At 67.3% G+C, this 23,393-nt stretch carries 20 protein-coding genes and 1 tRNA gene; 9 read left to right on the forward strand and 12 right to left on the reverse strand.

Features of this window, described 5'->3' with window-relative positions; genetic code table 11:
- The first annotated feature begins 46 nt into the window (after positions 1–46).
- From thrC to moaD, 3 genes are read left to right on the forward strand one after another with little or no spacing between them, the layout of a single operon-like run.
- Positions 47–1,528: a threonine synthase gene (gene thrC / locus ACI48D_RS14800; RefSeq protein ID WP_435571997.1), complete on the forward strand. Its 1,482-nt coding sequence runs from the start codon at positions 47–49 to the stop codon at positions 1,526–1,528.
- Complete coding sequence (locus ACI48D_RS14805) at positions 1,525–2,805, forward strand: molybdopterin molybdotransferase MoeA (RefSeq protein WP_435571998.1); 1,281 nt, start codon at positions 1,525–1,527, stop codon at positions 2,803–2,805. Before thrC ends, ACI48D_RS14805 begins: the two co-directional genes overlap by 4 nt.
- Positions 2,806–2,819: 14 nt before the next feature.
- The gene (gene moaD / locus ACI48D_RS14810; protein ID WP_435571999.1) at positions 2,820–3,077 is read left to right on the forward strand and encodes a molybdopterin converting factor subunit 1; all 258 of its coding nucleotides are present in this window, start codon (positions 2,820–2,822) and stop codon (positions 3,075–3,077) included.
- A gap of 127 nt (positions 3,078–3,204) precedes the next feature.
- Here moaD and dctP read toward each other — a convergent pair whose 3' ends face one another.
- The 3 genes from dctP to ACI48D_RS14825 all read right to left on the reverse strand — a co-directional run bounded on the left by dctP (position 3,205) and on the right by ACI48D_RS14825 (position 8,793).
- Positions 3,205–4,224, reverse strand: a complete 1,020-nt coding sequence (gene dctP, locus ACI48D_RS14815) for a TRAP transporter substrate-binding protein DctP (protein ID WP_435572000.1) — start codon at positions 4,222–4,224, stop codon at positions 3,205–3,207.
- Between the two features lie 337 nt (positions 4,225–4,561).
- Positions 4,562–5,932, reverse strand: coding sequence for a M28 family peptidase (locus ACI48D_RS14820; protein WP_435572001.1), 1,371 nt, complete (start codon positions 5,930–5,932; stop codon positions 4,562–4,564).
- A gap of 62 nt (positions 5,933–5,994) precedes the next feature.
- Positions 5,995–8,793, reverse strand: coding sequence for a TonB-dependent receptor (locus ACI48D_RS14825; protein WP_435572002.1), 2,799 nt, complete (start codon positions 8,791–8,793; stop codon positions 5,995–5,997).
- A gap of 152 nt (positions 8,794–8,945) precedes the next feature.
- Between ACI48D_RS14825 and ACI48D_RS14830 the strand changes: the two genes are divergently transcribed.
- Positions 8,946–9,419, forward strand: coding sequence for an Lrp/AsnC family transcriptional regulator (locus tag ACI48D_RS14830; RefSeq protein WP_435572003.1), 474 nt, complete (start codon positions 8,946–8,948; stop codon positions 9,417–9,419).
- Between the two features lie 18 nt (positions 9,420–9,437).
- On the opposite strand, the gene ACI48D_RS14835 is transcribed toward ACI48D_RS14830, so the two are convergent.
- Genes ACI48D_RS14835 through ACI48D_RS14845 form a run of 3 tightly spaced genes read right to left on the reverse strand, consistent with a single transcriptional unit; the run spans position 9,438 to position 10,995 of the window.
- On the reverse strand, positions 9,438–10,412 hold the full coding sequence (locus tag ACI48D_RS14835) for an alpha/beta fold hydrolase (protein ID WP_435572004.1): 975 nt from the start codon (positions 10,410–10,412) through the stop codon (positions 9,438–9,440).
- Positions 10,409–10,612: a helix-turn-helix transcriptional regulator gene (locus tag ACI48D_RS14840; RefSeq protein ID WP_435572005.1), complete on the reverse strand. Its 204-nt coding sequence runs from the start codon at positions 10,610–10,612 to the stop codon at positions 10,409–10,411. The genes ACI48D_RS14835 and ACI48D_RS14840 overlap by 4 nt, the downstream gene beginning before the upstream one ends.
- Positions 10,609–10,995 carry a hypothetical protein gene (locus ACI48D_RS14845; RefSeq protein WP_435572006.1) on the reverse strand — a complete coding sequence of 129 codons (387 nt, stop codon included), beginning with the start codon at positions 10,993–10,995 and terminating at the stop codon, positions 10,609–10,611. Before ACI48D_RS14845 ends, ACI48D_RS14840 begins: the two co-directional genes overlap by 4 nt.
- A 133-nt stretch (positions 10,996–11,128) precedes the next feature.
- Between ACI48D_RS14845 and ACI48D_RS14850 the strand changes: the two genes are divergently transcribed.
- The gene (locus ACI48D_RS14850; protein WP_435572007.1) at positions 11,129–12,403 is read left to right on the forward strand and encodes a TIGR03862 family flavoprotein; all 1,275 of its coding nucleotides are present in this window, start codon (positions 11,129–11,131) and stop codon (positions 12,401–12,403) included.
- On the opposite strand, the gene ACI48D_RS14855 is transcribed toward ACI48D_RS14850, so the two are convergent.
- The 6 genes from ACI48D_RS14855 to hpnC all read right to left on the reverse strand — a co-directional run bounded on the left by ACI48D_RS14855 (position 12,387) and on the right by hpnC (position 17,398).
- A complete protein-coding gene (locus tag ACI48D_RS14855; RefSeq protein WP_435572008.1) occupies positions 12,387–13,196 on the reverse strand; it encodes a head GIN domain-containing protein in 810 nt (269 codons plus the stop codon). The genes ACI48D_RS14850 and ACI48D_RS14855 overlap by 17 nt on opposite strands.
- A 14-nt stretch (positions 13,197–13,210) precedes the next feature.
- Positions 13,211–14,017 carry a DUF1700 domain-containing protein gene (locus ACI48D_RS14860; RefSeq protein WP_435572009.1) on the reverse strand — a complete coding sequence of 269 codons (807 nt, stop codon included), beginning with the start codon at positions 14,015–14,017 and terminating at the stop codon, positions 13,211–13,213.
- 13 nt (positions 14,018–14,030) lie between these two features.
- The gene (locus tag ACI48D_RS14865; protein WP_435572010.1) at positions 14,031–14,168 is read right to left on the reverse strand and encodes a hypothetical protein; all 138 of its coding nucleotides are present in this window, start codon (positions 14,166–14,168) and stop codon (positions 14,031–14,033) included.
- A 125-nt stretch (positions 14,169–14,293) separates the two neighbouring features.
- Positions 14,294–15,664: a hydroxysqualene dehydroxylase HpnE gene (hpnE, locus tag ACI48D_RS14870; protein WP_435572011.1), complete on the reverse strand. Its 1,371-nt coding sequence runs from the start codon at positions 15,662–15,664 to the stop codon at positions 14,294–14,296.
- Positions 15,651–16,484 (reverse strand): presqualene diphosphate synthase HpnD, encoded by an 834-nt coding sequence (gene hpnD, locus ACI48D_RS14875; protein ID WP_435572012.1) that lies wholly within the window; start codon positions 16,482–16,484, stop codon positions 15,651–15,653. The genes hpnE and hpnD overlap by 14 nt, the downstream gene beginning before the upstream one ends.
- Before the next feature lie 92 nt (positions 16,485–16,576).
- On the reverse strand, positions 16,577–17,398 hold the full coding sequence (hpnC, locus tag ACI48D_RS14880; protein ID WP_435572013.1) for a squalene synthase HpnC: 822 nt from the start codon (positions 17,396–17,398) through the stop codon (positions 16,577–16,579).
- A 114-nt stretch (positions 17,399–17,512) separates the two neighbouring features.
- Between hpnC and ACI48D_RS14885 the strand changes: the two genes are divergently transcribed.
- From ACI48D_RS14885 to tig, 4 genes are all read left to right on the forward strand, one after another.
- Positions 17,513–18,664: an efflux RND transporter periplasmic adaptor subunit gene (locus tag ACI48D_RS14885; protein ID WP_435572014.1), complete on the forward strand. Its 1,152-nt coding sequence runs from the start codon at positions 17,513–17,515 to the stop codon at positions 18,662–18,664.
- Positions 18,661–21,747: an efflux RND transporter permease subunit gene (locus tag ACI48D_RS14890; protein ID WP_435572015.1), complete on the forward strand. Its 3,087-nt coding sequence runs from the start codon at positions 18,661–18,663 to the stop codon at positions 21,745–21,747. Before ACI48D_RS14885 ends, ACI48D_RS14890 begins: the two co-directional genes overlap by 4 nt.
- Positions 21,748–21,902: 155 nt before the next feature.
- A tRNA-Leu gene (locus ACI48D_RS14895) sits at positions 21,903–21,989 on the forward strand.
- 31 nt (positions 21,990–22,020) lie between these two features.
- Positions 22,021–23,361 carry a trigger factor gene (gene tig / locus ACI48D_RS14900; RefSeq protein ID WP_435572016.1) on the forward strand — a complete coding sequence of 447 codons (1,341 nt, stop codon included), beginning with the start codon at positions 22,021–22,023 and terminating at the stop codon, positions 23,359–23,361.
- Positions 23,362–23,393: the final 32 nt, after the last annotated feature.

Here is a 23,393-nt window from a genome sequence, read left to right on the forward strand (position 1 = left end):
TATAATAAAAGGTCAACGCCCGCCAACTTTCGACTCTGCCTACCGTATGCACTATGTGTCCACCCGCGCGACGAGCGCGTCCGCAGCACGCAATCCCCAAGGTTTTTCCGACATCCTGCTGGGCGGCCTCGCGCCGGACGGCGGCCTGTACCTGCCCGAACACTACCCGCAGGTGACGGGCGCCGAGCTCGACGCCTGGCGGCAGCTCGCCTACGCCGACCTGGCGTTCGAAATCCTGCGCAAGTTCGCGACCGATATCCCCGAAGCGGACCTGAAGGCGCTCACCAGCAAGACCTACACCGCCGAGGTGTACCGCAATGCGCGCGCCGACGAAGCCGCCGCCGAGATCACGCCGCTGCGCGTGCTGGAGCAGGGCGCGGACCGCACGCTGATCCTGCAGGGGCTGTCGAACGGCCCGACCCTGGCCTTCAAGGACATGGCCATGCAACTGCTGGGCAATCTGTTCGAGTACGCGCTGGCGAAGAACGGCGATGAGCTGAACATCTTCGGCGCCACCTCGGGCGATACCGGCAGCGCGGCCGAGTACGCGATGCGCGGCAAGCGCGGGATCCGCGTCTTCATGCTGTCGCCGCACAAGAAGATGAGCGCCTTCCAGACCGCGCAGATGTTCAGCCTGCAGGACCCGAACATCTTCAACATCGCGGTCGAGGGCGTGTTCGACGATTGCCAGGACATGGTCAAGGCGGTGTCGAACGACCTCGAATTCAAGGCCCGCCACAAGATCGGCACCGTCAACTCGATCAACTGGGCGCGCGTGGTGGCCCAGGTGGTCTATTACTTCCGCGGCTACCTGAAGGCGACCACCTCGAACCAGCAGAAGGTCTCGTTCACGGTCCCGTCGGGGAACTTCGGCAACATCTGCGCCGGCCACATCGCCCGCATGATGGGCCTGCCGATCGCGAAACTCGTCGTCGCCACCAACGAGAACAACGTGCTGGACGAGTTCTTCCGCACCGGCGTCTACCGCGTCCGCAAATCGTCCGAAACCTTCCACACCAGCAGCCCGTCGATGGACATCTCGAAGGCCTCGAACTTCGAACGCTTCGTCTACGAACTGGTGGGCCGCGACGCCGAGCGCACGCACGCGCTGTTCCGCAAGGTCGAGACCCACGGCGGCTTCGACCTGTCGGGCGCGCCGGGCAGCGACGGCGACGAGTTCAAGCGCGTAGCCGACTACGGCTTCCAGTCCGGCAGCTCGAACCACGAAGACCGCCTGGCGACCATTCGCGAAGTGTTCGACGACTACGGCATCACGATCGACACCCACACCGCCGACGGCATCAAGGTCGCGCGCGAACACATCGAGCCGGGCGTCCCGATGATCGTGCTGGAGACCGCCCTGGCCGCCAAGTTCAACGAGACCATCCTGGAAGCGCTCGGTACCGATGCCGAGCGTCCGGCCGGCTTCGAGAACATCGAGGCCCTGCCGCAGCGCTTCGTCGTCATGACGACCGACGTCGCGCAGGTGAAGGCGTACATCGCGCAGCACACGGGGCTGGAGCGATGAGCGGCCCCGCGGCACCGGCGCGCCAGCCGATGCTGGCGGTGCGCGAAGCCCTCGACCTGCTGCTGGCGGCGGCCCGCCCGGTCGGCGAGGTCGAGCTGGTGGATACCCTGGAAGCCAACGGCCGCGTGCTGGCCGAGGACCAGGCTTCGACACTGGACGTGCCGAGCGCCGACAACACCCAGATGGACGGCTATGCCGTGCGCGCGGCCGACTGTGCCGGCGGTGCGGCCAGCCTGAAGGTGGCCCAACGCATCCCGGCCGGCCATGTCGGCAGCTTCCTCGCACCCGGCACCGCGGCGCGCATCTTCACGGGCGCGCTGATCCCGGAGGGCGCGGACGCGGTGGTGATGCAGGAACAGTGCGAGCTGGACGGCGACGTGGTCACCGTGAAGCACGCGCCGCAATCGGGCGAATGGATCCGCCGCGCCGGCGAGGACGTGCGCGCCGGCTCCGTCATCCTGCCGGCAGGCACCCGCCTGCGCAGCCAGGAACTGGGGCTGGCGGCATCGGTCGGCCTGGCCCGGCTGCCGGTGCGCCGGCGCGTGCGCGTGGCGGTGTTCTTCACCGGCGACGAACTGGCCATGCCCGGCGAGCCATTGAAACCGGGGGCGATCTACAACTCGAACCGCTTCACGCTGCGCGGCCTGCTCGAGAACTTCGGCTGCGAGTTCACCGACTACGGCATCGTGCCGGACTCGCTGCAGGCGACCCGCGACACCCTGCGCGCGGCCGCACAGCAGCACGACCTGATCATCACCTCGGGCGGCGTCTCGGTCGGCGAGGAAGACCACATCAAGCCGGCCGTGGAAGCGGAGGGACGGCTGAACATGTGGCAGATCGCGGTCAAGCCTGGCAAGCCGCTGGCGTTCGGCGAAGTGCGCCGTGGGGAAAACGACGCTGACGGAGGGCCTTGCGTAAGCAGCGCCACTGGCGTTGCTTACTTCCTGGGCCTGCCGGGCAATCCGGTGTCGAGCTTCGTCACCTTCCTGCTGTTCGTGCGGTCGTTCCTGCTGCGCTTGCAGGGCGTGAGCGGCGACGTGGGCCCGCGGACGCTTCCCATGCGCGCCGACTTCGATTGGCCGATAGCGGACCGCCGCAACGAATTCCTGCGCGCCCGCGTCAACGGGCAGGGTGGGCTGGAACTGTTCCCGAACCAGGGTTCGGGCGTGCTGACCTCGACCGTGTGGGCCGACGGCCTGATCGACTGCCCGCCGGGCCAGGCGATCGCGCGCGGCGACATGGTGCGCTTCATCCCGTTCGCCTTCCTGCAGCACTGAGTTTACAGGTTCACATGCATATCAATCTTCGATTTTTTGCGAGCGTACGCGAAGCCGTCGGCACTGCCGGCGAAGCGGTCGCGCTGCCCGAGGGCGTGGCGACGGTTGGCGCGGTGCGCGATTTCCTGATCGCCCGCGGCGGCGCCTGGGCCGAGGCCCTGGCCCACGAACGCGCGCTGCGTATGGCCTTCAACCACGTGATGTGCGAACCGGAGACCCCGGTCCGCGAGGGTGGCGAGGTGGCGTTCTTTCCGCCGGTGACGGGGGGCTGAAACGGTTTGTAGCGTATAAACGTCGTCCCCGCGCAGGCGGGGCCCCAGGTTCATATGTGAAGCCAGTTGCGCTTGATGCTGGTGACTACTCGACGGACTTGGCTTCCCGCCTTCGCGGGAACGACGGCTACGCGACGGTCTTCTCCGCCAGCGCCAGCAGCTTCGCGCATTGTTCGTTACGCGACCCGTAATCCTTCCAGGCCGTATTGCGCGCGATTTCCTGCCACTTGTGCAGCGAATCGCTGGTGAGGTCGATCGAGTGGCCACCCTTGCCCTGGAACAAGGCCACCACGGCGGCGTCGTCCTGCTGGGCCGAGCGGCGGGCAAAGGCTTCGAGTTCGGTGCCCACCGCCATCAGGACGGCCTGCTGCTCGCGCGGCAGGCGCTCGAAGACGGCCCTGGAGATCAGCAGCGGCTCCAGCATGAACCAGTAGGCGCCGCCGCGCGCGGTCGTCACATACTTCGACACTTGGTCCAAACGGAACGAGATCAGCGAAGACGAGGAGGTCATGGCCGCATCCAGCCTGCCTTTTTCCATGGCGCCGCGGATCTCGTTCGACGGCATGTCCACCACGCTGGCGCCGGCTTCCTTGAGGAGCATGTCCATCTCGTGCGAGCCGCCGCGCACCTTCATGCCGGCCGCGTCCTCGGGGTTGATGATCGGCTTGCCGCGCGAGGCGACGCCGCCGGCCTGCCAGATCCAGCTCAGGATCACGATGCCCTTGTCGGCCAGCAGGCGCTGGAATTCCTGGCCGATCTCGGCGTTCTTCCAGGCGTAACCCTGTTCGTAGGAAGTCACCAGGCCCGGCAGCAGGCCGATGTTCACTTCCGGCAGCTCGGCACCGGCATACGTCAGCGGCACCAGCGACATGTCGAGCTGCCCCTTGGCCAGGGCCGGGATCTGCGCTTCGCTCTTCATGAGCGTGTTGCGCGGGTAGATCGAGAACTTGAGCTTGCCCCTGGTGCGGCGTTCCACCTCGGTGGCGAACATGCGGCACAGGCGGTCGCGAAAATCGCCCTCGGCGACGCTGCCGCCGGGGAATTGATGGGAAATCTTGAGATTCGTGGGCTGGGCCCATGCAGTTTGAAGCCAGAGCGGGCTGGTCGCGATCGCGCCCAGCAATGTCCTACGAGTCATTGCCGACATTTACATCCTCCAAGAATGTGATACGGACTACCAGACGAATCGTGGACCCCTCCGACTGCCGCTGAGGCGCGCATCGTTCGTATTGTTGTGCGTGTAAGAATATGCTCAGCAGCATACAAGTCAAGAAATTTGTTGTGCGTCTGCTAAACAAAAAATGCTGCAGCGCATAGCGGAAGAACGCTTGCGGCACGAGTATCCCGCAGGCGTAAGGCTGATTTGTTGAGCTGGCGCTGGAAAGCGCGCGATGGAAAAGAAAACGCCGCGGCATGTTGCGCCGCGGCGTAAGCCTTGCGGACGGCCGGAGCGCCATGTGGCGGATCCGGCCGTCGAGGAAGGGTCAGCGGGCCGGCAGCGGATAGGTCGCCGGGCTGACGTTGCCGTCCTTGTCCACGGCCTGTACGCCGTACAGCACGTTGTCCTTCGACATGTCGATGCGCGCGGTGGTGACGTTGCCGACGAAGCGCGAACCTTGCCACAGCGGCGCGGTCGTTTCGCGCCAGACGACGCGGTAGCCGGCCAGGTCGGGTTCGGCGTTGGCCTTCCACACCAGGTCGGTGCCGTTGTCCAGCGCCTCGGTCTTCACCTTGACTTCCTGCGGCGCGGCCGGGGCCAGCGCCAGCGAGGCCAGCGAGGCGGCGTTCACGCGCGCCACCTGGGCCACGTATTCCGGGTCGACGAATTCCGGCAGGTCGCCGATCTTGACGCCATGCTCGGTGCGCAGGTCCTGGTGCTGGTGCTTGAAGTCCTCGTTCGGCTCGGTGAAGCGCACCGCCGCGTAGCCGGCGTCCAGGAAGGGGCTGTGGTCGCCGCCGCGCAGGTAGCGGTCGCGCCGGTAGATGATGTCGACCTTGAAGTTCGGGACGTAGCGCTCGCCGGTTTCCTTGACGTGGCGGGCCAGCTGGCGCGTGATCGAATCGTTCTCGCCGCCGGTCACCAGCAGGGTGCGCAGCTCGGGCGACGGCGCTTCCTTCAGCGGCGGCACGCCTTCGGCGAACAGGCGCACGTGGGCGTTGTCCAATTTGCCGTGTTCGTCGTGCGAGCTGCCGATGATGTCGTTGTTCAGCATGCCGGCGATGTTCAGCTTGTTGGCCTTGGCTTTCTTCGCGAAGTCGCCGGAGCCGTACAGGCCCTGTTCCTCGGCCGCCACGGTCATGAAGACCAGGGTCGCGTCGAACTTGTGGCGCGCCATCACGCAGGCCATCTCGATGACGGCCGCGGTGCCGGAGGCGTCGTCGTTGGCGCCCGGCGCGTCGGCCGTGGCGTTCATCACGTCGGTCACGCGCGAATCGTAGTGGCCGCTGACCACGTACAGGCGGTCCTTCGAGGCCGCCTGCGAGCCCGGCAGGGTGGCGACCACGTTGACGATCTCGGTCGGGCGGTCGATGCGGTTGTCGACCGGGTGCAGGTGGCCGTCGAAGCGCACCTCCAGGCGGCCGGCGCCGCAGCGTTCCATCTCCGACTTGATCCAGCGCCGCGCGGCGCCGATGCCGCGCGTGTCGGAGGTGGTGTCAGACATCGTGTGGCGGGTGCCGAAGCTCACCAGTTTGTTGACGTAGGCCTGGATCCGCTGCGGCGAGATCTCCTTGACGATGGCGTCGATCTCGGCCTGGCGGGCCGGCAGGGGACGGTCGGCGGGCGCTTCGGCGGCGTTGACGGACGCGGCGCCCGCGAGCAGCAGGGCCAGGGAAAGCTTGGTGAGACGAGGCATAACACTCCTTGATCAAAACGGAAACGGCGCGGCAGCCGCAGCCCCGCGCCGGTGAGGATATATTACTTCCAGCTGTATGTCGCGCTGGCGTAGGCGTAGCGGCCGCGCGGGTCGCCGTAGCTCACATCATAGCCACCCAGGAAGTTCGAGGTCAGGTTGGTGTAGGGCGGGTCGCGGTCGAACAGGTTCTTGATGCCGATTGCCAGGCGGGTCGACCTGATGCCGGTGTAGGCCAGCTGCAGGTCGTAGGTCTGGTAGGGGACCACCTTGCGCACCGGGGTGCCGGCCGGGGCGCGGTTGGCGGCGGCGTCGGTGTAGCCCTTCTGGTAGTTCTGCGACAACGTGGTCTCGAAGGCGCCGGTCAGCCATGTGGCGCTGGCATTGTGCTTCCAGCGCAGCACCACGCCGCCGGACGCGTTCAGGGCCTGGTCCAGCGAGCTGGTGTAGCTGCCGTCCGGCTGCTGGTTGTCGTACTTGCCGAGGTAGGTGCCCGAGATGCGGAAGTTGACGCGGTTGGCGGCGTTCAGGCGCAGCGTGTAGCGGCCGTCGAGGTCGACACCGGCCACCTTGGTGCGGAACAGGTTGGCGTTGGTCTGCAGGATGCCGGTGATCGGGCCGACACCGCTGGCATTGCCGTCCGGCGCGCCGCGCAGGATGTACTGGGAATACTGCTTCGCGCGGTCGGCATTCGCCAGGAAATACACCGACGAGAGGCCGCCGGGCACGATCGCATCCTTGAGCTGCAGGCTGAAGGCGTCCAGGCTCAGCGACAGGTCGCGGGTCGGCTCGAACATGATGCCGGCGGTGTAGGACACCGATTTCTCGGGCTTCAGGTTCGGGTTGCCGCCGGTGATCGTGGTGAACTGGAAGTTGCAGTCGTTCGGTGCGCCGGTCTTGATGTCCGGGCAGCGGATCGGGTCGCGCGTGCCGTTGGCGGTGACGCTGGTGGCCTGCGGGGTGTACAGGTCGGTCAGCGAGGGGGCCCGGAAGCCGGTGCCCACCGCGGCGCGCACCAGCCAGGTGCTGCTCGGCTGCCAGCGGATCGAGGCTTTCGGGTTGACCGTGGAGCCGACGCCCTGGTAATGGTCGTAGCGCACGGCAACGTCGCCATCCAGCGTCTTGACGATCGGGATGCTGGCTTCCGCATAGGCCGAGCCGACGTTGCGCGCGCCGACCACCGGGAAGGCGTTGCCGCCCAGGCCCGCGATGTCGCCGGTCTGGATCGCCACCGAAGGGTTGTACTCGAATTTCTCGCGGCGCAGCTCGGCGCCGAAGGCCACCGCCAGCATGCCGGCCGGCAGCTGCAGCAGTTCGCGCGAGGCCTTGGCGTCGATCGAGGTGGCCGAGGTCTTGGTGGTGTAGCTGGTGCCCCGGAACTCGGCGCCGCGCACCGCATCCAGCGCCGCCTTGTCGGTGGTGTCGCCGAAGGGGTTGATCACGCCGCTGTTCAGGATCGGCAGCACCTTCGAGTACTGCGCATAGCCGCTCAGCAGGTTTTCCTTGACCTTGCTCTGGCTGAACAGCAAGGCCGAATCGAGGTCCCAGCCGCCCACGGTGCCGCGCGCGCCCACCAGGAAGCGCGCATTCTCGGCGATGTCCTCGGTGTTGCGCACGCCATTGGCGACGTCGCGGTAGTTCAGCAGCAGCGGCAGGCCGGTGAGGCCGTTGGCGGCCGCGAAGTCTTTCGGGTAGTAGGGGCTGGACGGGACCAGCACGAAACCGCCGATGCCGACGTTGTACTTGGCCGTGCCCGGATACTGCTCCATCAGCGCCTTGTATTGCGGGACGTAGGGGTTGGTGGCGGTGGTGATGGCGTTCCAGGCCATCGGCACTGCCTGGGTCTGCGACACGAACTCGTTGTGCGTCAGGCTGCCCTCGAAGTAGGCCTCGGCATCGTCGGCCAGCCGCTTGCGGCCGTTCAGCATCAGGCTAGCGCGGCGCGCGTCCGGCTGCAGCGAGACCGAAGGGCTGTTGTCGAAGCTGCAGCGGGTCGGCGCGTACGGCGACACCACGGACACCGGGCCGCAGTTCGGCAGCATCGGGTTCTTCAGCACGCCGGTGCCGTACATCGAGACGTTGGCCGGGAAGGCGATCGAGGACAGGTAGTCGTTGTAGTGCGCCACGTCCAGGCGGCGCGCGAAGGCGCGCTCGTAACCGTAGATGGCGTCGGTCGTTTGCAGGCTCAGGCCGGCGGTAATGTTGTAGCCGTCGGCGGCGAAGTCGCCGATCCCGCCGAGCAGCGAGGCCTTGGTGTCCTTGCCCGAGCTCCCTTTCGTCGGCTGGCCATAGGTGCCGGAGATTTCGACGCCCTTGTAGTCGCGGCGCAGGATGAAATTGACCACGCCGGCGATGGCATCGCTGCCGTAGATCGCCGAGGCGCCGTCCTTCAGCACTTCGACGCGCTCGATGGCTGCCAGCGGAATGCTGTTGATGTCCACCGAGGAGCCGGCCGCACCGGCCGAGCCGCCGCCGTACACCGCCATGCGGCGGCCGTTCACCAGCACCAGCGTGCGCGCGCCGCCGAGGCCGCGCAGCGACACGGTGGCGATATTGCCGCCGCCGTAGCCCGACGCGTTCGCGACCGTGGTCGAGCTGCCGGCGCTGCTCAGCGAGCTCAGCTGCTTGACCAGTTCCTCGGTCGAGGAGGCGCCGATCCGTTCGATCTCGGCGCGCTTGAGCACCTGCACCGGCAGCGCGGTTTCGCCTTCGATGCGCTTGATCGACGAGCCGGTGACGACGACGCGGTTCTTGACCGTGCCGGCGTCCTGCTCCTGGGCGTGGGCGGGCATCCAGAACGCGGGCGCCAGCGCGGCGCCGATGAGGAGGACGGAGGGTTTGAGACGGAGGGTGGAACGGATCATGCGGAACTGCTCCTTTTCTTGGGGGCTGCTTGTTGTATTTATGTGAACGACATAAAAATTATAGAGGTTACAAATAGGCAAGATTTGCTATAGTTGACCCACTGCGTCGCCTGTTGGCGCAATGAACGTTTCGCAAAAGGATGTGCATCTCAATGAACATGCCTCAACTCGATCGCGTGGACCGCCGGATTCTGGAAGAGCTGCAGGGAAATGCGCGGCTGTCGAGCGCCGACCTGGCCGAGCGGGTGTCGCTGTCGACCTCGCCGTGCTGGCGGCGCGTCAAGCGCCTGGAGGAAGAAGGGGTGATCCGGGCCTACCAGGCGCGCCTGGATCCGGCCAAGCTGGGTTACCAGGTCACGGCCTTCGTGCATATCTCGCTGGACAAGAAGGACACCCGCCACCTGCAGGCTTTCGAGCGCGCGGCCCAGGCGATTCCGCAGGTGCTGTCCTGCCACCGGATCTCGGGGCGCTACGACTACCAGCTGATGGCGGTGGCGGAAGACCTGCAGGCCTACGGCGTGTTTGCCGAGACCCGCATCAACGGCCTGCCCAGCGTGAAGGAGGTGTACACCTCGTTCGTGATGCGCGAGGTGAAGGCGCCCGGCACGATCCCGATGATCGACTGAGCCGCTGGGCGCCCAGGCTTACAGCGACGCCAGGTACTTGCGGATGGCGTCGTTGACCAGCTGCGGCTGGTCGATCATCGCGAAGTGGCGCGCCGGCGCCACCGTCACGACGTCCACCTTCGGCGCGCCCTGCATCAGCGCGCGGTAATAGTCCGCCTTGGCCTCGGCGCTGAGGCCCTGCTGGGCGCCGTCGGCATCGAAGAACGGCGAAATGACGAGCACCGGCGCCTGGATGTTCTTCAGGCCCGGACGCAGGTCGAGCTCCACCACGTCGGCCGCATACTGCCCGACGGACGCCGGGTCGCTGCGCCCGGTCAGCAGGGCGACGTCGTCGGCCTTGCCCATGTCGAGCACGCCGATGGTGCGCATATAAGCCTGCTGCTGTTTGGCGAACAGCGCCGGGGTCAGGCCGGCCATGCGGCCCTTCATGCCCTGGGCGTAGCGGGCGCGCTCGGCCGGGGGCAGGGCTTCGGTGCCGGGCATGACGGGCAGGCCGTCGATCGCGACCACGCCGCCGACCCGGGCCGGCCGGTTCTCGGCCAGCGCCAGCGCCAGGGTCGCGCCTAGGCTGTGGCCGACGATCACCGGTTTGTCCAGGTGGCGCTGCTCGATCAGTTTTTCGACCGCGGCCCGGCTTGCGGCGAAGGCGTTGGCGGGGGCCGGCGGGCGGCCGTCGAAGCCCGGCAGGGTCAGCACGTAGACCACGTGGTCCGGGCTGAAGGCGCGCACCGCTTCCTGCCACACCCAGCCGCCGCTGGCCAGGCCCGGAACCAGGACCAGCGGGCGGCCGCGGCTGCCCGGTTTTCCATACTGCTCGACCAGCACGCCGTCGACCTCGAAGCGCTCGGCGGGAGCGATGGTCGAGGCGAAGCGGTTCGCCTGCGGCGCGCTGGTCTCGGCTGCGTGGCCGTGACCGGAAAAGAGAATCGCAACGAGGACGCCGACGGCGATGGGGTATACAGCGAAGGGTTTCGTGCAAGCGAAAGGTTTCATGCTGGCTCCTGGTCTGGGAAGAAGATGGCTTCGATCGGTTGTTCGAAGAGTGCCGAAATGGTGAACGCCAAGGGCAGGCTGGGATCGTAGCGCCCGGTCTCGATGGCGATCACGGTCTGGCGCGAGACGCTCAGCAGGTCGGCCAGGTGGGCCTGGCTCCAGCCGCGCGCGCCGCGCAGCTCGCGGATCAGGTTCTTCATCGGTCCGCCCATTTGCGGTAAAGGCTGACGGCGGCCATGCTGGCGCCCATCATCATCCACACCGAGAACATCGACAGCTTCTCGAAGCCGGCGGTTTCCATGAAGCCGTAGGTGAAGGTGACGGCCAGGGTGATGGCGGTGGCGACCGCGATGTTCTCGAGCAGGCGGATGCGCTGGTATTCGTCGATCCGCGCCAGGTGGCGGACGAAGGTGCGGATCATCAGGCCGAAGCCGATCATTGGCGTGGCCAGCACCAGCGTACGCAGCCAGCCTTCCGGCATCGGGCGGCCATAGCGGATCGCGGCAAATAGCAAGACGATATAGACCAGGAGCGCCGTCATCAGTTCGACGAAGTAGGCGCGGGCGACGCGTTTCTCATGCATTTGGACACCTCCTAGTATGTAAAGTGTGCTTAACATGTAAAGCATGCTTGACATCCTAGGCCGCCAATATTCCGATGTCAAGGTCCCTTTACAACTATTTTTTTAAGCGCCACATCGACTACAATGCCGGCCCATGAGTCCCACCCATGAATCCACGCGCCGCGCCATCGTGATCGGCGGCGGCCCCGCCGGCCTGATGGCGGCCGAAGTCCTGTCCGCCGGCGGCGTCCAGGTCGACCTGTACGACGCCATGCCGTCCGTCGGCCGCAAATTCCTACTAGCCGGCAAGGGCGGCATGAACATCACCCATTCCGAAGACATCGGCGCGTTCGCCGGGCGCTACGGCAAGCGCCGCGCCGAGGTCGGGCGGTGGCTGGCCGGCTTCACGCCGCAGCAGGTGCGCGAATGGATCCACGGCCTGGGCATCGACACCTTCGTGGGCAGTTCGGGCCGCGTGTTCCCGACCGATATGAAGGCCGCGCCGCTGCTGCGCGCCTGGCTGCACCGCCTGCGCGAAGCCGGCGTGCGCTTCCACATGCGGCACCGCTGGCTGGGCTGGCGCGACGGCGCGCTGCTGTTCGCGACCCCGGACGGCGAGCGCCTGGAAGCGGCGGATGCCGTCGTGCTGGCGCTGGGCGGCGCGAGCTGGGCGCGCCTCGGTTCGGACGGCGCCTGGGTGCCGCTGCTGGAGGAGCGCGGCGTCGAGGTGGCGCCGCTGGTGCCGATGAACTGCGGTTTCGACACTGCCTGGAGCGAACATTTCAGCAGCCGCCACGCCGGCGCGCCGCTCACCACCGTGGCGCTGGCTGTCGAGGACGTCGACGGCCAGCGCCTGTACCGCAAGGGCCAGTTCGTGGTCACCGCCAGCGGCATCGAGGGGAGCCTGGTGTATGCCTTGTCCGGTGCGATCCGCGACCGCATCCTGCGCGACGGCCGCGCCACGGTATGGATCGACCTGCTGCCCGACCATGACGCCGGGCGCGTGGCGGCGGAAGTCATGCGGCCGCGCGGCGCACGCTCGATGTCCAGCCATTTGCAGAGCCGGCTGGGGATCAAGGGCGTGAAATCGGGCCTGCTGCACGAAGCCTTGAGCAAGGAAGACTATGCGGACCCGGTGCGGCTGGCGCAAGCCATCAAGGCCTTGCCTCTTACTCTGGAGCGTCCGCGCCCGATCGATGAAGCGATCAGCAGCGGCGGCGGGGTGCGTTTCGAGGTGCTTGATGCGCCCGCCGGCATGCTGCGTGCGCTGCCGGGCGTGTTCGCGGCGGGCGAGATGCTGGACTGGGAGGCGCCGACCGGCGGCTATCTGCTGACCGCTTGCTTCGGCAGCGGGCGCGCCGCCGGCCAAGGCGCGCTGGACTGGCTGCGGCGCGGCGCCGCGGCAGCCCCGCTCAGTCCGGGAAGCTGACGCTGCCGCTGCCGTTGCGGCTGACTTCGCGATTGTTCGGATTGCCGTAGACGCTGACGTCGCCGCTGCCCGTCAGCTCCACGTTCACGTGCTTGCTGGCGTACACGGCGCTGGTGCCCGAGCCGTGGTGGCTCAGGGTCGCCACCTCAGCGCGCAGGTGGCGCGCATCCAGCTCGCCGGAGCCGGCGATCTCGGCATGCAGCTCGCGGGCGGCGCCCACCAGGATCATGTGGCCGGTGCCCTTGACGTCGGCCGTTACGCGGTCGGCATTGCCGCCGGTGATTTCGGCCTCGCCACTGCCGTGCAGGCCGGCATCGATGTCGCGGTAGCGGCCGTTGAAGCGCAAGCCGCCGGAACCGTCGACGGCGAGTTCGATGCGCTCGCCCGAAAAGCCGCTGACCATGTGTTGGCCCGTGCCGCTGATGCTCAGCTGCTCGAGCGCCGGCAACACCAGGTTGACTTCGATCGGCTGGCGGTGGCGCAGCAGGATGCCGCGCGGGCCGATGTGCAGGGTATTGCCTTCCACCGTGGTGTCGACGTTGGCCAGCAGGCGCTGCTCGCCGCGCACCTCCAGCGAGGCGCGGGTGCCCTGGCGCAGGTTCAGGTTGATCGGGCCGCTCACCTCGACCTCGGCGATGCTGGCGCCGAGCGTGCGCTTTTCGGTGGCGAGCAGGCGGCTGCCCGGGCTGGCGCCGCTGCTGCTACCCTGGGCCCGCAGCACGCTCCAGGACGCGCCGATCAGCAGCAGCGCCAGCAGCAGCAGGCCGAATCCGACTTTCATCAATGCGCGCATGGCTTCGTGCTTCCTTAATGTCCCTTGAGCAGGGAGAGATTCATCTGGATGTAGCGCTTGATCCCGACCGCCGTGTAGCGCGTCACCACCAGCGACAGCAGGAACAGCGCGATCCCGCCCAGCACCATGCCGAAGCCGAACACGGTCTGGGTGGTGCGCGACTCGGCGTCCATGTCGGTCGTGACGTGCAGGCTGGCCGGCGCCCCGGCGTTGCCGGCCGCGACTTCGGCGCCTTCCTTGTGCACGTGGATGCCGGTGTCGTCGATCCGGACCCGCACCTGGCGCTTGGCCTCGGGGTCGTCGGCGTCGATCTGCACGTAGCGGGACGGCAGGTCGAGCAGCAGGTCGCCGTTGCCGGCCAGGCCGCTGGCCGTGATCGCGATCCCGCTCAGGTAGAAGGCCAGGGCCGCCGCGTACAGCGCGAACAGCAGGGCCGAATACACCATTGCCGGGATGAGCATGAACAGGTTGAAGATTGCCAAGCCGGCGCCCGACACCAGTAGCCGCAGCACCCTGGCCGGGCTGGCCTTGGCGGAGACCGCGAATTGCGGTCCGCCCGGCGCGGCCGCTTGCGCGGCGGGCTGGGCGCTCGCTTGCGGGCCGGCTTGGGCGCCGAGCTGCGCGCTATAGCTGTTGGCGCGCAGCCTCATCGCGATGTTGGTCGGGTCGTCGAGCTCGCGTGCCACCTCCTGTTCGCTGCGGCCGGTATTGATGCCGTCGACGAAGCGCTGTTCGTAGTAGCCCAGGGTCTTGGCCTGCACCTCGGGCGGCAGGCCCAGCAGGGCGCGCTTCAGCAGCTCGAGGTATTCCAGTTTGCCCATCGCGTGCCCCGGCTCAGTTCCGCGCCACCATCAGCATGGCGTGGGCGGCCGGATCGCCGGCGCCGCCGAGGCCGGGCTGCACCAGCACCGCCGTCGCGGCGACGACAAAGGCGAGCAGGAGCATTGTGCGCAGGGCCAGTAGGCTGTTCATGTGCAATTCCGATAACACTTGTTTCGATGCTGCCACTGTACCCATCCCGGCCGCGTGCCGCCACGCGCTTGCGACAGGCTGCCGTTTTTGCGGGGCAGGCTGCGCCTGGGGCCGATGGCCGAGCGTCACGCTTTCCCCCGCGCCGTCCCTGCGACGACCAGGCGGGCGGCGGCCCGGCCGCTCCTGGCCGCCGTCTCCAGCGTGGCCGGATAGTCGCCGGCGGTGTAATCCCCCGCCAGTGCCAGGCCGGCCACGCCGGTGGCGTTGGCCGGGCGCGCCAGGCCGGGCGTGCAGGCGAAGGTTGCGCGCTTTTCCGTCAAGACGCGGCTCCAGCGCGCTTGCGCCAGGGCCGGCTGCTTGAATGCCGCCGCCAGCTGGGCCGCGACCCCTTCGGCCAGCCGCTCCTGGCCGCGTTCGGTCGCCTCGCCGGCGGCGCTGACCACCACCGCCAGCAGGCCGTCCTGGCCGGGATCCAGCTGGCCGCGGTCGAACACGAATTGCCCCCAGGCGCCGTGGACGGGGTCGTCGAGCAGGGCGCAGAAGGGCAGCGGCAGGCGCAGGCCGGCCTCGTACTGCAGGTACACCGTCGAAATCGGCTCGTAGGCGAAGCCGTCCAGCTGGTCGGCCAGCGCTTCCATGCCGGGCAAGGGGCGCAGCAAGGCGGCGCTTTGCCAGGCCGGGGTGGCCAGCACGACGGCGTCGAATTCGGCGGGCTCGGCACCGGCGCCGACGCGCCAGCGGGTGCCGCGCGGCTCGATGCCGTCGACGCGCGCGCCGCACAGCACGCGGCCGCCGCGCTCCGCGATGAAGCGCTGGGCGGCCTGCGGGAACAGGGCATCGAGGGAGACGCGCGGCAGCAGCATGTCGGAGGCCTTGCGTTTCGCGCCCAGGCTGTCGCGCAGCACGGCCAGGAACACCTGGCTTGATGCCCGTTCGATCGGCGTGTTCAGGGCCGCCAGGCACAGCGGACGCCACATCAGGCGATTCAAGCGCGGGGTCTGGCCGAAACGTTCCAGCAGTTCGGCCACGCTGCAGTCGGTGTTCAAGCCCCACTGCATCCAGCGGGCGCTGGTGGTGAAGCGCGCCAGCGCCAGCTTGTCCTCGCGCCCGAGCCCGCGCGCGCGCAGCAGGGCCGCGAGCATGTGCAGCGGAGCCGGCAGGCGCGGGGCGACGAAATCCAGCAGCCCGCTGTCCGGCGGATAGCGCATCTGCAGCGGCAGGCGCAGCATCGCTTCGCGCTCGGAGACGCCGACGCGGCGCAGCAGCGCCAGCGTTTCTTCGTAGGCGCCGAGCAGGATGTGCTGGCCGTTGTCGAGCAGGGCTTCCCTGGCCTGCACGGCGCGGGCGCGGCCGCCGAGCGTGCGCGCGGCTTCGAACAGCGTGACCTGCGCACCCTTGGCGGCCAGTTCGACGCCGGCGGCGCAGCCGGCCCAGCCGCCGCCGACGACGGCGACATGGGCGGCAGCGGAAGGCGCCGGCCGCTTATCCGCGGACATAGGTTTTCCACGCCAGCCACAGCTTGCGCAGCGGCGTGAGGGAAATACGCTGGTTCAATACCTTGAAGTCGTCGCGCTCGATCTCGTCGAGCACGGTGCGGTAGATCGCCGCCATCATCAGGCCGGGGCGCTGGGCGCGCCGGTCTTCCTTCGGCAGCAGGGCGAAGGCTTCGTCGTAGACGGCGCGGGCACGGTCGGCCTGGAATTTCATCAGCGCCTCGAACTTGTCGCTGTGGCGGAAATTCAGGATGTCGGCCGCGGTCACGTTGAACTGCTGGAGTTCGCTGACCGGCAGGTAGATGCGGCCCTTGCGCGCATCGTCGCCGACGTCGCGGATGATATTCGTCAGTTGGAACGCCAGGCCCAGTTTCTCGGCATACTGGAGCGTTTGCGGATTGGTGGCGCCGAAGATGCTGGCCGACAGGATCCCGACCACGCCGGCGACGTGCCAGCAGTATTTTCGCAGGCCGGCGTAGTCGAGGTAGCGCGACTGGTCGAGGTCCATCTCCATGCCGTCGATGATGGCCTGCAGGTGCTGTTCCTGCAGGTCGTACGCGGCGAGGTGCGGCTGCAGCGCCTGGGTGACGGGATGGGTGGGTGATCCCTTGACCATGGCGGACACCTCGGTGCGCCACCAGGCCAGCTTGATGCGCGCGACCGACTGGTCGCTGGTCTCGTCGACGGTGTCGTCGACCTCCCGGCAGAATGCGTACAGCGCCGTGATCGCCCGGCGCCGTTCGGGCGGCAGGAACAGGAAGCTGTAATAGAAGCTGGAGCCGCTTTGGACGGTCTTTTGTTGGCAGTATTCGTCGGGAGACATAAGAAAAAGGTTGTTGCGTGATGCAATTGCGCTAAGGGGTAAGTCCGCTAAGGGGCAGGTCCGCTATCTTAGCCGATCCGGCGCCCGTCCAGTTACATCCGCAGTGCCCGCCACAGCAGCACCGGCCAGTCGAGGCGCTTCAGCTGGGGGCGGCGCCGGAACACGTCGTAGTCGGCGCGCTCGATCGCTTCCAGGATCCGCAGCCCGCCCTGCACGACCAGGCGCAGTTCCCAGCCGATCCGGCCCGGCAGGCGGGTGGCCAGCGGCGCGCCCTCCCGCATCAGGGCGCGCGCGCGCTCGACCTCGAAGCGCATCAGGGCGCGCCAGGCCGGGCCGGCCTGGGCCCGGGCAACCTGGTCTTCCTCCACCCCGAACCGGGCCAGGTCTTCCTGCGGCAGGTAGATGCGGCCCTTGCCGATGTCGATGCCGACGTCCTGCCAGAAATTGATCAGCTGGAGGGCCGAGCAGATCGCGTCCGATTCGCGCAAGTTGGTCGCGTCCACGCTGCCGTACAGGCCCAGCATCAGCCGCCCCACCGGGTTGGCCGAGCGGCGGCAGTAATCGAGCAGCCCGGCGTAGTCGGCGTAGCGGGTCGTCACCACGTCCTGGCGGAAGGCGCTCAGCAGGTCGCGCAGCGGCTGCAGGGGCAGGGCGTGGCGCGCCAGTGCCTCGGCCAGGCGCGCGAACATCGGACCGGCGGCGCTGTCATCGACGCTGTCGCCGCGTTCGATGGCGTCCAGCGCGGCCTCGTAGGCGGCAAGCGCGGCCAGGCGCTCGGCCGGGGCGGCATTGCCTTCGTCGGCGATGTCGTCGGCGCTGCGTGCGAAGGCATAGATCGCCTCGACCGCCGGTACCAGGCGGCGCGGCATCAGGATCGAGGCGACGGGGAAGTTTTCGTAGTGATCGACGGACATTGAGAACTGACTCTAACGTCATTTACTGGCAATATGTGCATGATTATAATTGCAAAGCTTTCTATAAAGAATACCGCCGCCGTCGCCGCGGCCTTGCCCCGAGAGGAAACCAACGTGCACTTCCCCCGCATTCCGCTCCCGCGCACTGGCGCCGCAGCCGCCGTCCTGGCCCTGGCCCTGCTGGCGGCCTGTTCGAAAGACGCGCCGCCGCCCGAGGACGTACGCCCGGTGCGCGCGCTGACCCTGGCTGCCGGCGGCGTGAACGCCAGCGCCGAATTCTCCGGCGACGTCCGTCCGCGCTACGAATCGCGCCTGGGCTTTCGCGTGGGCGGGAAGATCAGCGCGCGCAAGGTGGACGTCGGTACCAGCGTCCAGCGCGGGACGCTCCTCATGCAGCTCGATCCGCAAGACCTGCGCCTCGGCCAGGCGCAGGCGCAGGCGAGCTTGCGCGCGGCCCAGACCAATGCCGACCTGGCGCGCGCGGAACTGAAGCGTTACCAGGACTTGCGCAGCCAGAATTTCGTCAGCCAGGCGGTGCTCGACCAGAAGATCGCGGCGGCGCACTCCAGCCAGGCCAGCGTCGAGGCCGCGCGCGCCCAGTTGCGCGAACAGGCCAACCAGACCGGCTATGCCAGCCTGGTGTCCGACACCGACGGCGTGGTCACCGGCATCGATGCCGAAGTCGGCCAGGTGGTCCAGCCCGGCACGCCGGTGGTGCGGGTCGCGCGCACCGACGAGAAGGAAGTCGTGTTCGGGGTCCCGGAAGACCAGGTCGACGAACTGCGCCAGGGCGGCGAGGTGAGGGTGCGCCTGTGGGCCGACCCGAGCCGCGCCATCCCGGGCAAGATCCGCGAAGTCTCGCCGGTGGCCGATCCGGCCACCCGTACCTATACCGTGAAGGTGTCGATCCCGGCCAGCGAGGAAGTGCGCCTGGGGATGACGGCGGTGGTCGACCTGGTGCGCCAGTCCGATCACGCCGCCGGCGCCCAGCTGCGCGCGCCGCTGTCGAGCCTGGTGCAGAACAAGGGCGCAAGCAGCGTCTGGGTGATCGAGACCGTCAATGGGGCCCAGCGGGTGCGCCTGCAGCCGGTGCAGCTGGGCGGTGTGGCCGGCAACGACGTCCTGCTGGCGGGCGGCGTGCGTGCCGGCCAGACCATCGTCACCGCCGGCGTCAACCTGCTCAAGGACGGCCAGAAGGTGAAGATCCTGAGCGCCGACGTGGCACGCCGCGGCGATGCAGAGGCGGAAGCGGGTGGCGGCAAATGAAGGGTTTCAACCTGTCGCGCTGGGCGCTGGAAAACATCCCGCTGACCCGCTACCTGATCGCCGTGCTGCTCCTGCTCGGCATCCTCAGCTACCGGCAGCTGGGCCAGGACGAGGATCCGCCCTTCACCTTCCGGGCGATGGTGATCCAGGCCCGCTGGCCGGGCGCCACCGCCATACAGATGGCCCAGCAGGTCACCGATCCGCTCGAACGCAAGCTGCAGGAAACGCCCTACATCGACAGGATCCGCAGCTTCTCGAAGCCGGGCGAGACCACCATCATCCTCGAGCTGAGGGAGTCGACGCCGCCGAAGGACGTGCCGCCGACCTGGTACCAGGTGCGCAAGAAGATCGGCGACATCGCCGGGACGCTCCCGGCGGGCGTGATCGGGCCCTTCTTCAACGACGAATTCGGCGACACCTATGGCTCGATCTTCGCGCTGTCCGGCGACGGTTTCACCTATGCCGAGATGCGCGACTACGCCGACTTCGTGCGGCAGCAGTTATTGAATGTACCGCTGGTCGCCAAGGTCGAGCAGTTCGGCGTGCAGCAGGAAAAGATCAACATCCTGTTCTCGCAGCAGAAGTTCGCCCAGCTCGGCGTGCCGTTCGACGCGATCGTCAATCAGATCGCCACCCAGAACGGGGTCGAATCCGCCGGCGTGCTGGTCACGCCGGGCGAAAACCTGCAGGTGCGGGTGAGCGGCGCCCTGAAGACTACCCGCCAGCTGGAAGACCTCAGCCTGCGCGCCGGCGGCACCACCTTCCGGCTCGGCGACTTCGCCACCGTGCGCCGCGCCTACGAGGATCCGCCGCACGACAAGATGCGCTTCAACGGCAAGGAAGTAATCGGCCTGGGCGTGTCGATGGAAAAGGGCGGCAACATCATTCAGCTCGGCAAGGGGCTGGAGCAGACCGTGGCGCGGATCCGTTCGCAGCTCCCGGTCGGCATCGAGCTGGAACGCGTGTCGAACCAGCCGGCCGCCGTCACCGCCTCGGTGAGCGAATTCATGCACACCCTGGTCGAGGCGGTGGTGATCGTGCTGGTCGTGTCCTTCCTGGCGCTGGGCCTGCACAGCAAGCCGCGCTGGCGCGTCGACGTGCGCCCCGGCCTGGTGGTGGCGCTGACGATCCCGCTGGTGCTCGCCATTACCTTCCTGTGCATGCGGATCCTGGATATTTCGCTGCACAAGGTCTCGCTGGGCGCGCTGATCATCGCGCTGGGCCTGCTGGTGGACGATGCGATCATCGCCGTCGAGATGATGGTACGGAAGATGGAGGAGGGCATGTCGCGCTTCGAGGCGGCCACCTTCGCCTACACCTCGACCGCCTTCCCGATGCTGACCGGGACCCTGATCACCGCGGCCGGCTTCCTGCCGATCGGCCTGGCGAAATCGGCGGCCGGCGAATACACATTCTCGATGTTCTCGGTGAACGCGCTGGCGCTGGTGATTTCCTGGGTGGTGGCCGTGACCTTCACGCCCTACATCGGTTTCGTTTTGCTGAAGGTGCAGCCGCATCCGGTTGGCGAGCATGGCGGCCACGACGTGTTCGACACGCCCGGCTACCGGCGCTTCCGGCGCATCGTCAGCTGGTGCGTGGAATGGCGCAAGACCACGATCGCCGTGTCGCTGGCGGTGTTCGCGCTGGGCGTGTTCGGCTTCAAGTTCATCGAGAAGCAGTTCTTTCCGGATTCCAGCCGCCCCGAGCTGATGGTCGAGATGTGGCTGCCGGAAGGGACCAGCTTCGCCGCCAACGAGGCGCTGGTGAAAAAGTTCGAAGTCTGGGTCCGCCGCCAGCCGGAGCTGGACAGCGTGACCAGCTACGTCGGCACCGGCAGCCCGCGCTTCTACCTGCCGCTGGACCAGATCTTCCCGCAGTCGAACGTCTCGCAGCTGGTGGTGCTGCCGAAGGACGCGCATGGCCGCGAGACCCTGATGCGCAAGATCGAGTCGGTGCTCAAGTCCGACTTCCCCGAAGTGCGCGGGCGCGTGAAGCTGCTGCCGAACGGGCCGCCGGTGCCCTATCCGGTGCAGTTCCAGGTGGCCGGGCCGGACATCGGCGTGGTGCGGGGCGTGGCCGACCAGGTCAAGGACATCCTGCGCGCGAATCCGAACGCGGTCGGCGTGAACGACAACTGGAACGAATCGGTGAAGGTGCTGCGCCTCGACCTCGACCAGGACAAGCTGCGCGCGCTGGGCGTGACCAGCCAGGCGGTGCGGCGCACCGTCGCCACCGTGCTGTCGGGCACCACGATCGGCCAGTTCCGCGAAAGCAACCGCCTGATCGACATCGTGGTGCGCCAGCCGGTCGAGGAACGGTCGACCATCTCGGCGCTGTCGAATACCAACGTGGCCACGGCCGCGGGCCGCTCGGTGCCGCTGTCGCAGCTGGCGCGCATCGAGTTCGTGTGGGAGCCGGGCGTGGTCTGGCGCGAAGGGCGTGAGTGGGCGATCATGGTGCAGTCGGACGTGGTGGCGGGCATCCAGGGCGCGACGGTCTCGTCCCAGGTCGGCGAGAAGCTGGCCGGCCTGCGCGCCAAGCTGCCGGCCGGCTACCGCATCACCCTGCGCGGCGCGGCAGCCGACAGCTCGAAGGCGGAAGCCTCGATCTCGGCCAACGTGCCGCTGGTGCTGTTCATCGTGTTCACGCTGCTGATGCTGCAGCTCCATAGCTTTTCCCGATCCGTGCTGGTATTCCTGACCGGGCCCCTGGGCGTGGCCGGGGCGGCGATGGCGCTGCTGCTGCTGGGCCGTCCGTTCGGCTTCGTCGCCAACCTGGGCGTGATCGCGCTGTTCGGCATGATCATCCGGAATTCGGTGATCCTGGTCGACCAGATCGAGAAGGACATCGCCGAGGGCAGGGAAGCCTGGGATGCGATCGTGGAAAGCGCGGTGCGCCGCTGCCGGCCGATCCTGCTGACGGCGGCCGCGGCGGCGCTGGCGATGATCCCCTTGTCGCGCTCCGTGTTCTGGGGGCCGATGGCGGTGGCGATCATGGGTGGCCTGCTGGTGGCGACCGCGCTGACGCTGCTGTTCCTGCCGGCGCTGTATGCGGCCTGGTTCCGGGTGAAAAGGCCGGGATGAAACTCATCCGTTCCGCACGTTTCAAAAATCGCCCAATGTGGTCAGAAAATCCAGTAAAATAACTGGTTGAAGTTGTAGCCCCTAAACATTGGAGTGCAGGGCGACCGGTTTTACTGACGGGCGCCCTTTGTTTTTGCGGCAAGATGCAATCCTGCGCGAGGATGGCGAAATTGGTAGACGCACCAGGTTTAGGTCCTGACGCCAGCAATGGTGTGGGGGTTCGAGTCCCCCTCCTCGCACCACGAATAATTATTTTTTTGGACGATTTTTACAATGGCAACTGCAGTCGAAAACCTGGGTAAACTCGAGCGTCGCTTGACTCTCTCTTTTCCGCTGAGCGACGTACGTACGGAAGTTGAAAAGCGCCTCAAGAAGCAGGCCAAGACCGCTCGCGCACCGGGCTTCCGTCCGGGCAAGGTTCCGCTGAAAATGGTTGCGGCTCAGTACGGTTATCAGATCGAATCCGACGTGCTGAACGACAAGGTTGGCCAGGCATTCAGCCAGGCTGCCGAAGAGAACCAGCTGCGCGTTGCCGGCATGCCGAAAATCGAGCCGAAGGAAGAGGCAGCGGAAGGCATGCTGGCCTTCGACGCCACCTTCGAAGTCTATCCGGAAGTGAGCCTGCCGGACCTGGCGGGCGTGGAAGTCGAAACCGTCAAGGCCGACGTCTCGGACGCCGAGATCGACAAGACCATCGACATCCTGCGCAAGCAGCGCGTGCACTACCACACCAAGGGCGAAGCCGGTGAGCACGGCGACGGCGGCGAGCCGGTTGCAGCCAACGGCGACCGCGTGACCGTGGACTTCGTCGGCACCATCGACGGCGTCGAGTTTGCTGGCGGCAAGGCCGACAACTACGCATTCGTGCTGGGTGAAGGCCGCATGCTGCCGGAATTCGAAGCCGCTACCGTCGGCCTGAAAGTGGGCGAGAGCAAGAGCTTCCCGCTGGCTTTCCCGGAGGATTACCACGGCAAGGACGTGGCCGGTAAAACCGCCGAGTTCACCATCACCCTGAAGAACCTGGAGTGGGCGCACCTGCCGGAAGTCGACGCCGAGTTCGCCAAGTCGCTGGGCATCGAAGACGGCAGCGTCGAGAAGATGCGCGAAGACATCAAGGTCAACCTGGAGCGTGAAGTCACCGCCCGCATCAAGGCCCGCAACAAGGAAGCCGTGATGGATGCCCTGGTCAAGAGCACCGAGATGGACGTGCCGAAGGTCATGATCGAGCAGGATTCGCAGCGCCTGGCCGAGCAGACCCGCCAGGACATGGCCCAGCGCGGCATGGACGTGAAGAGCCTGCCGTTCCCGGCCGACCTGTTCGCCACCAAGGCCGAGCGCCGCGTGCGCCTGGGCTTGATCCTGTCGCAGCTGGTGCAGGACAACAATCTGCAGGCAACCCAGGAACAGGTGAAAGCCCAGATCGAAGACTTCGCGCAAAGCTACGAAGACCCGAAAGAAGTCCTGAAGTACTACTATAGCGATCGCCGCCGCCTGGGCGAGATCGAGGCTCTTGTATTGGAAGAAAACGTCGTCAACTATGTGCTTGGCAAGGCGAAGGTGACGAGCAAGGACATCGCCTTCGACGAACTGATGGGCAGCGCGCCGCAAGCCTGAGCTTCGGTGTAAGCTTGAGGTGACGAGCCTTG

This window comes from Massilia sp. LXY-6 (genome assembly GCF_051233485.1).
GTDB lineage: Bacteria > Pseudomonadota > Gammaproteobacteria > Burkholderiales > Burkholderiaceae_D > Telluria.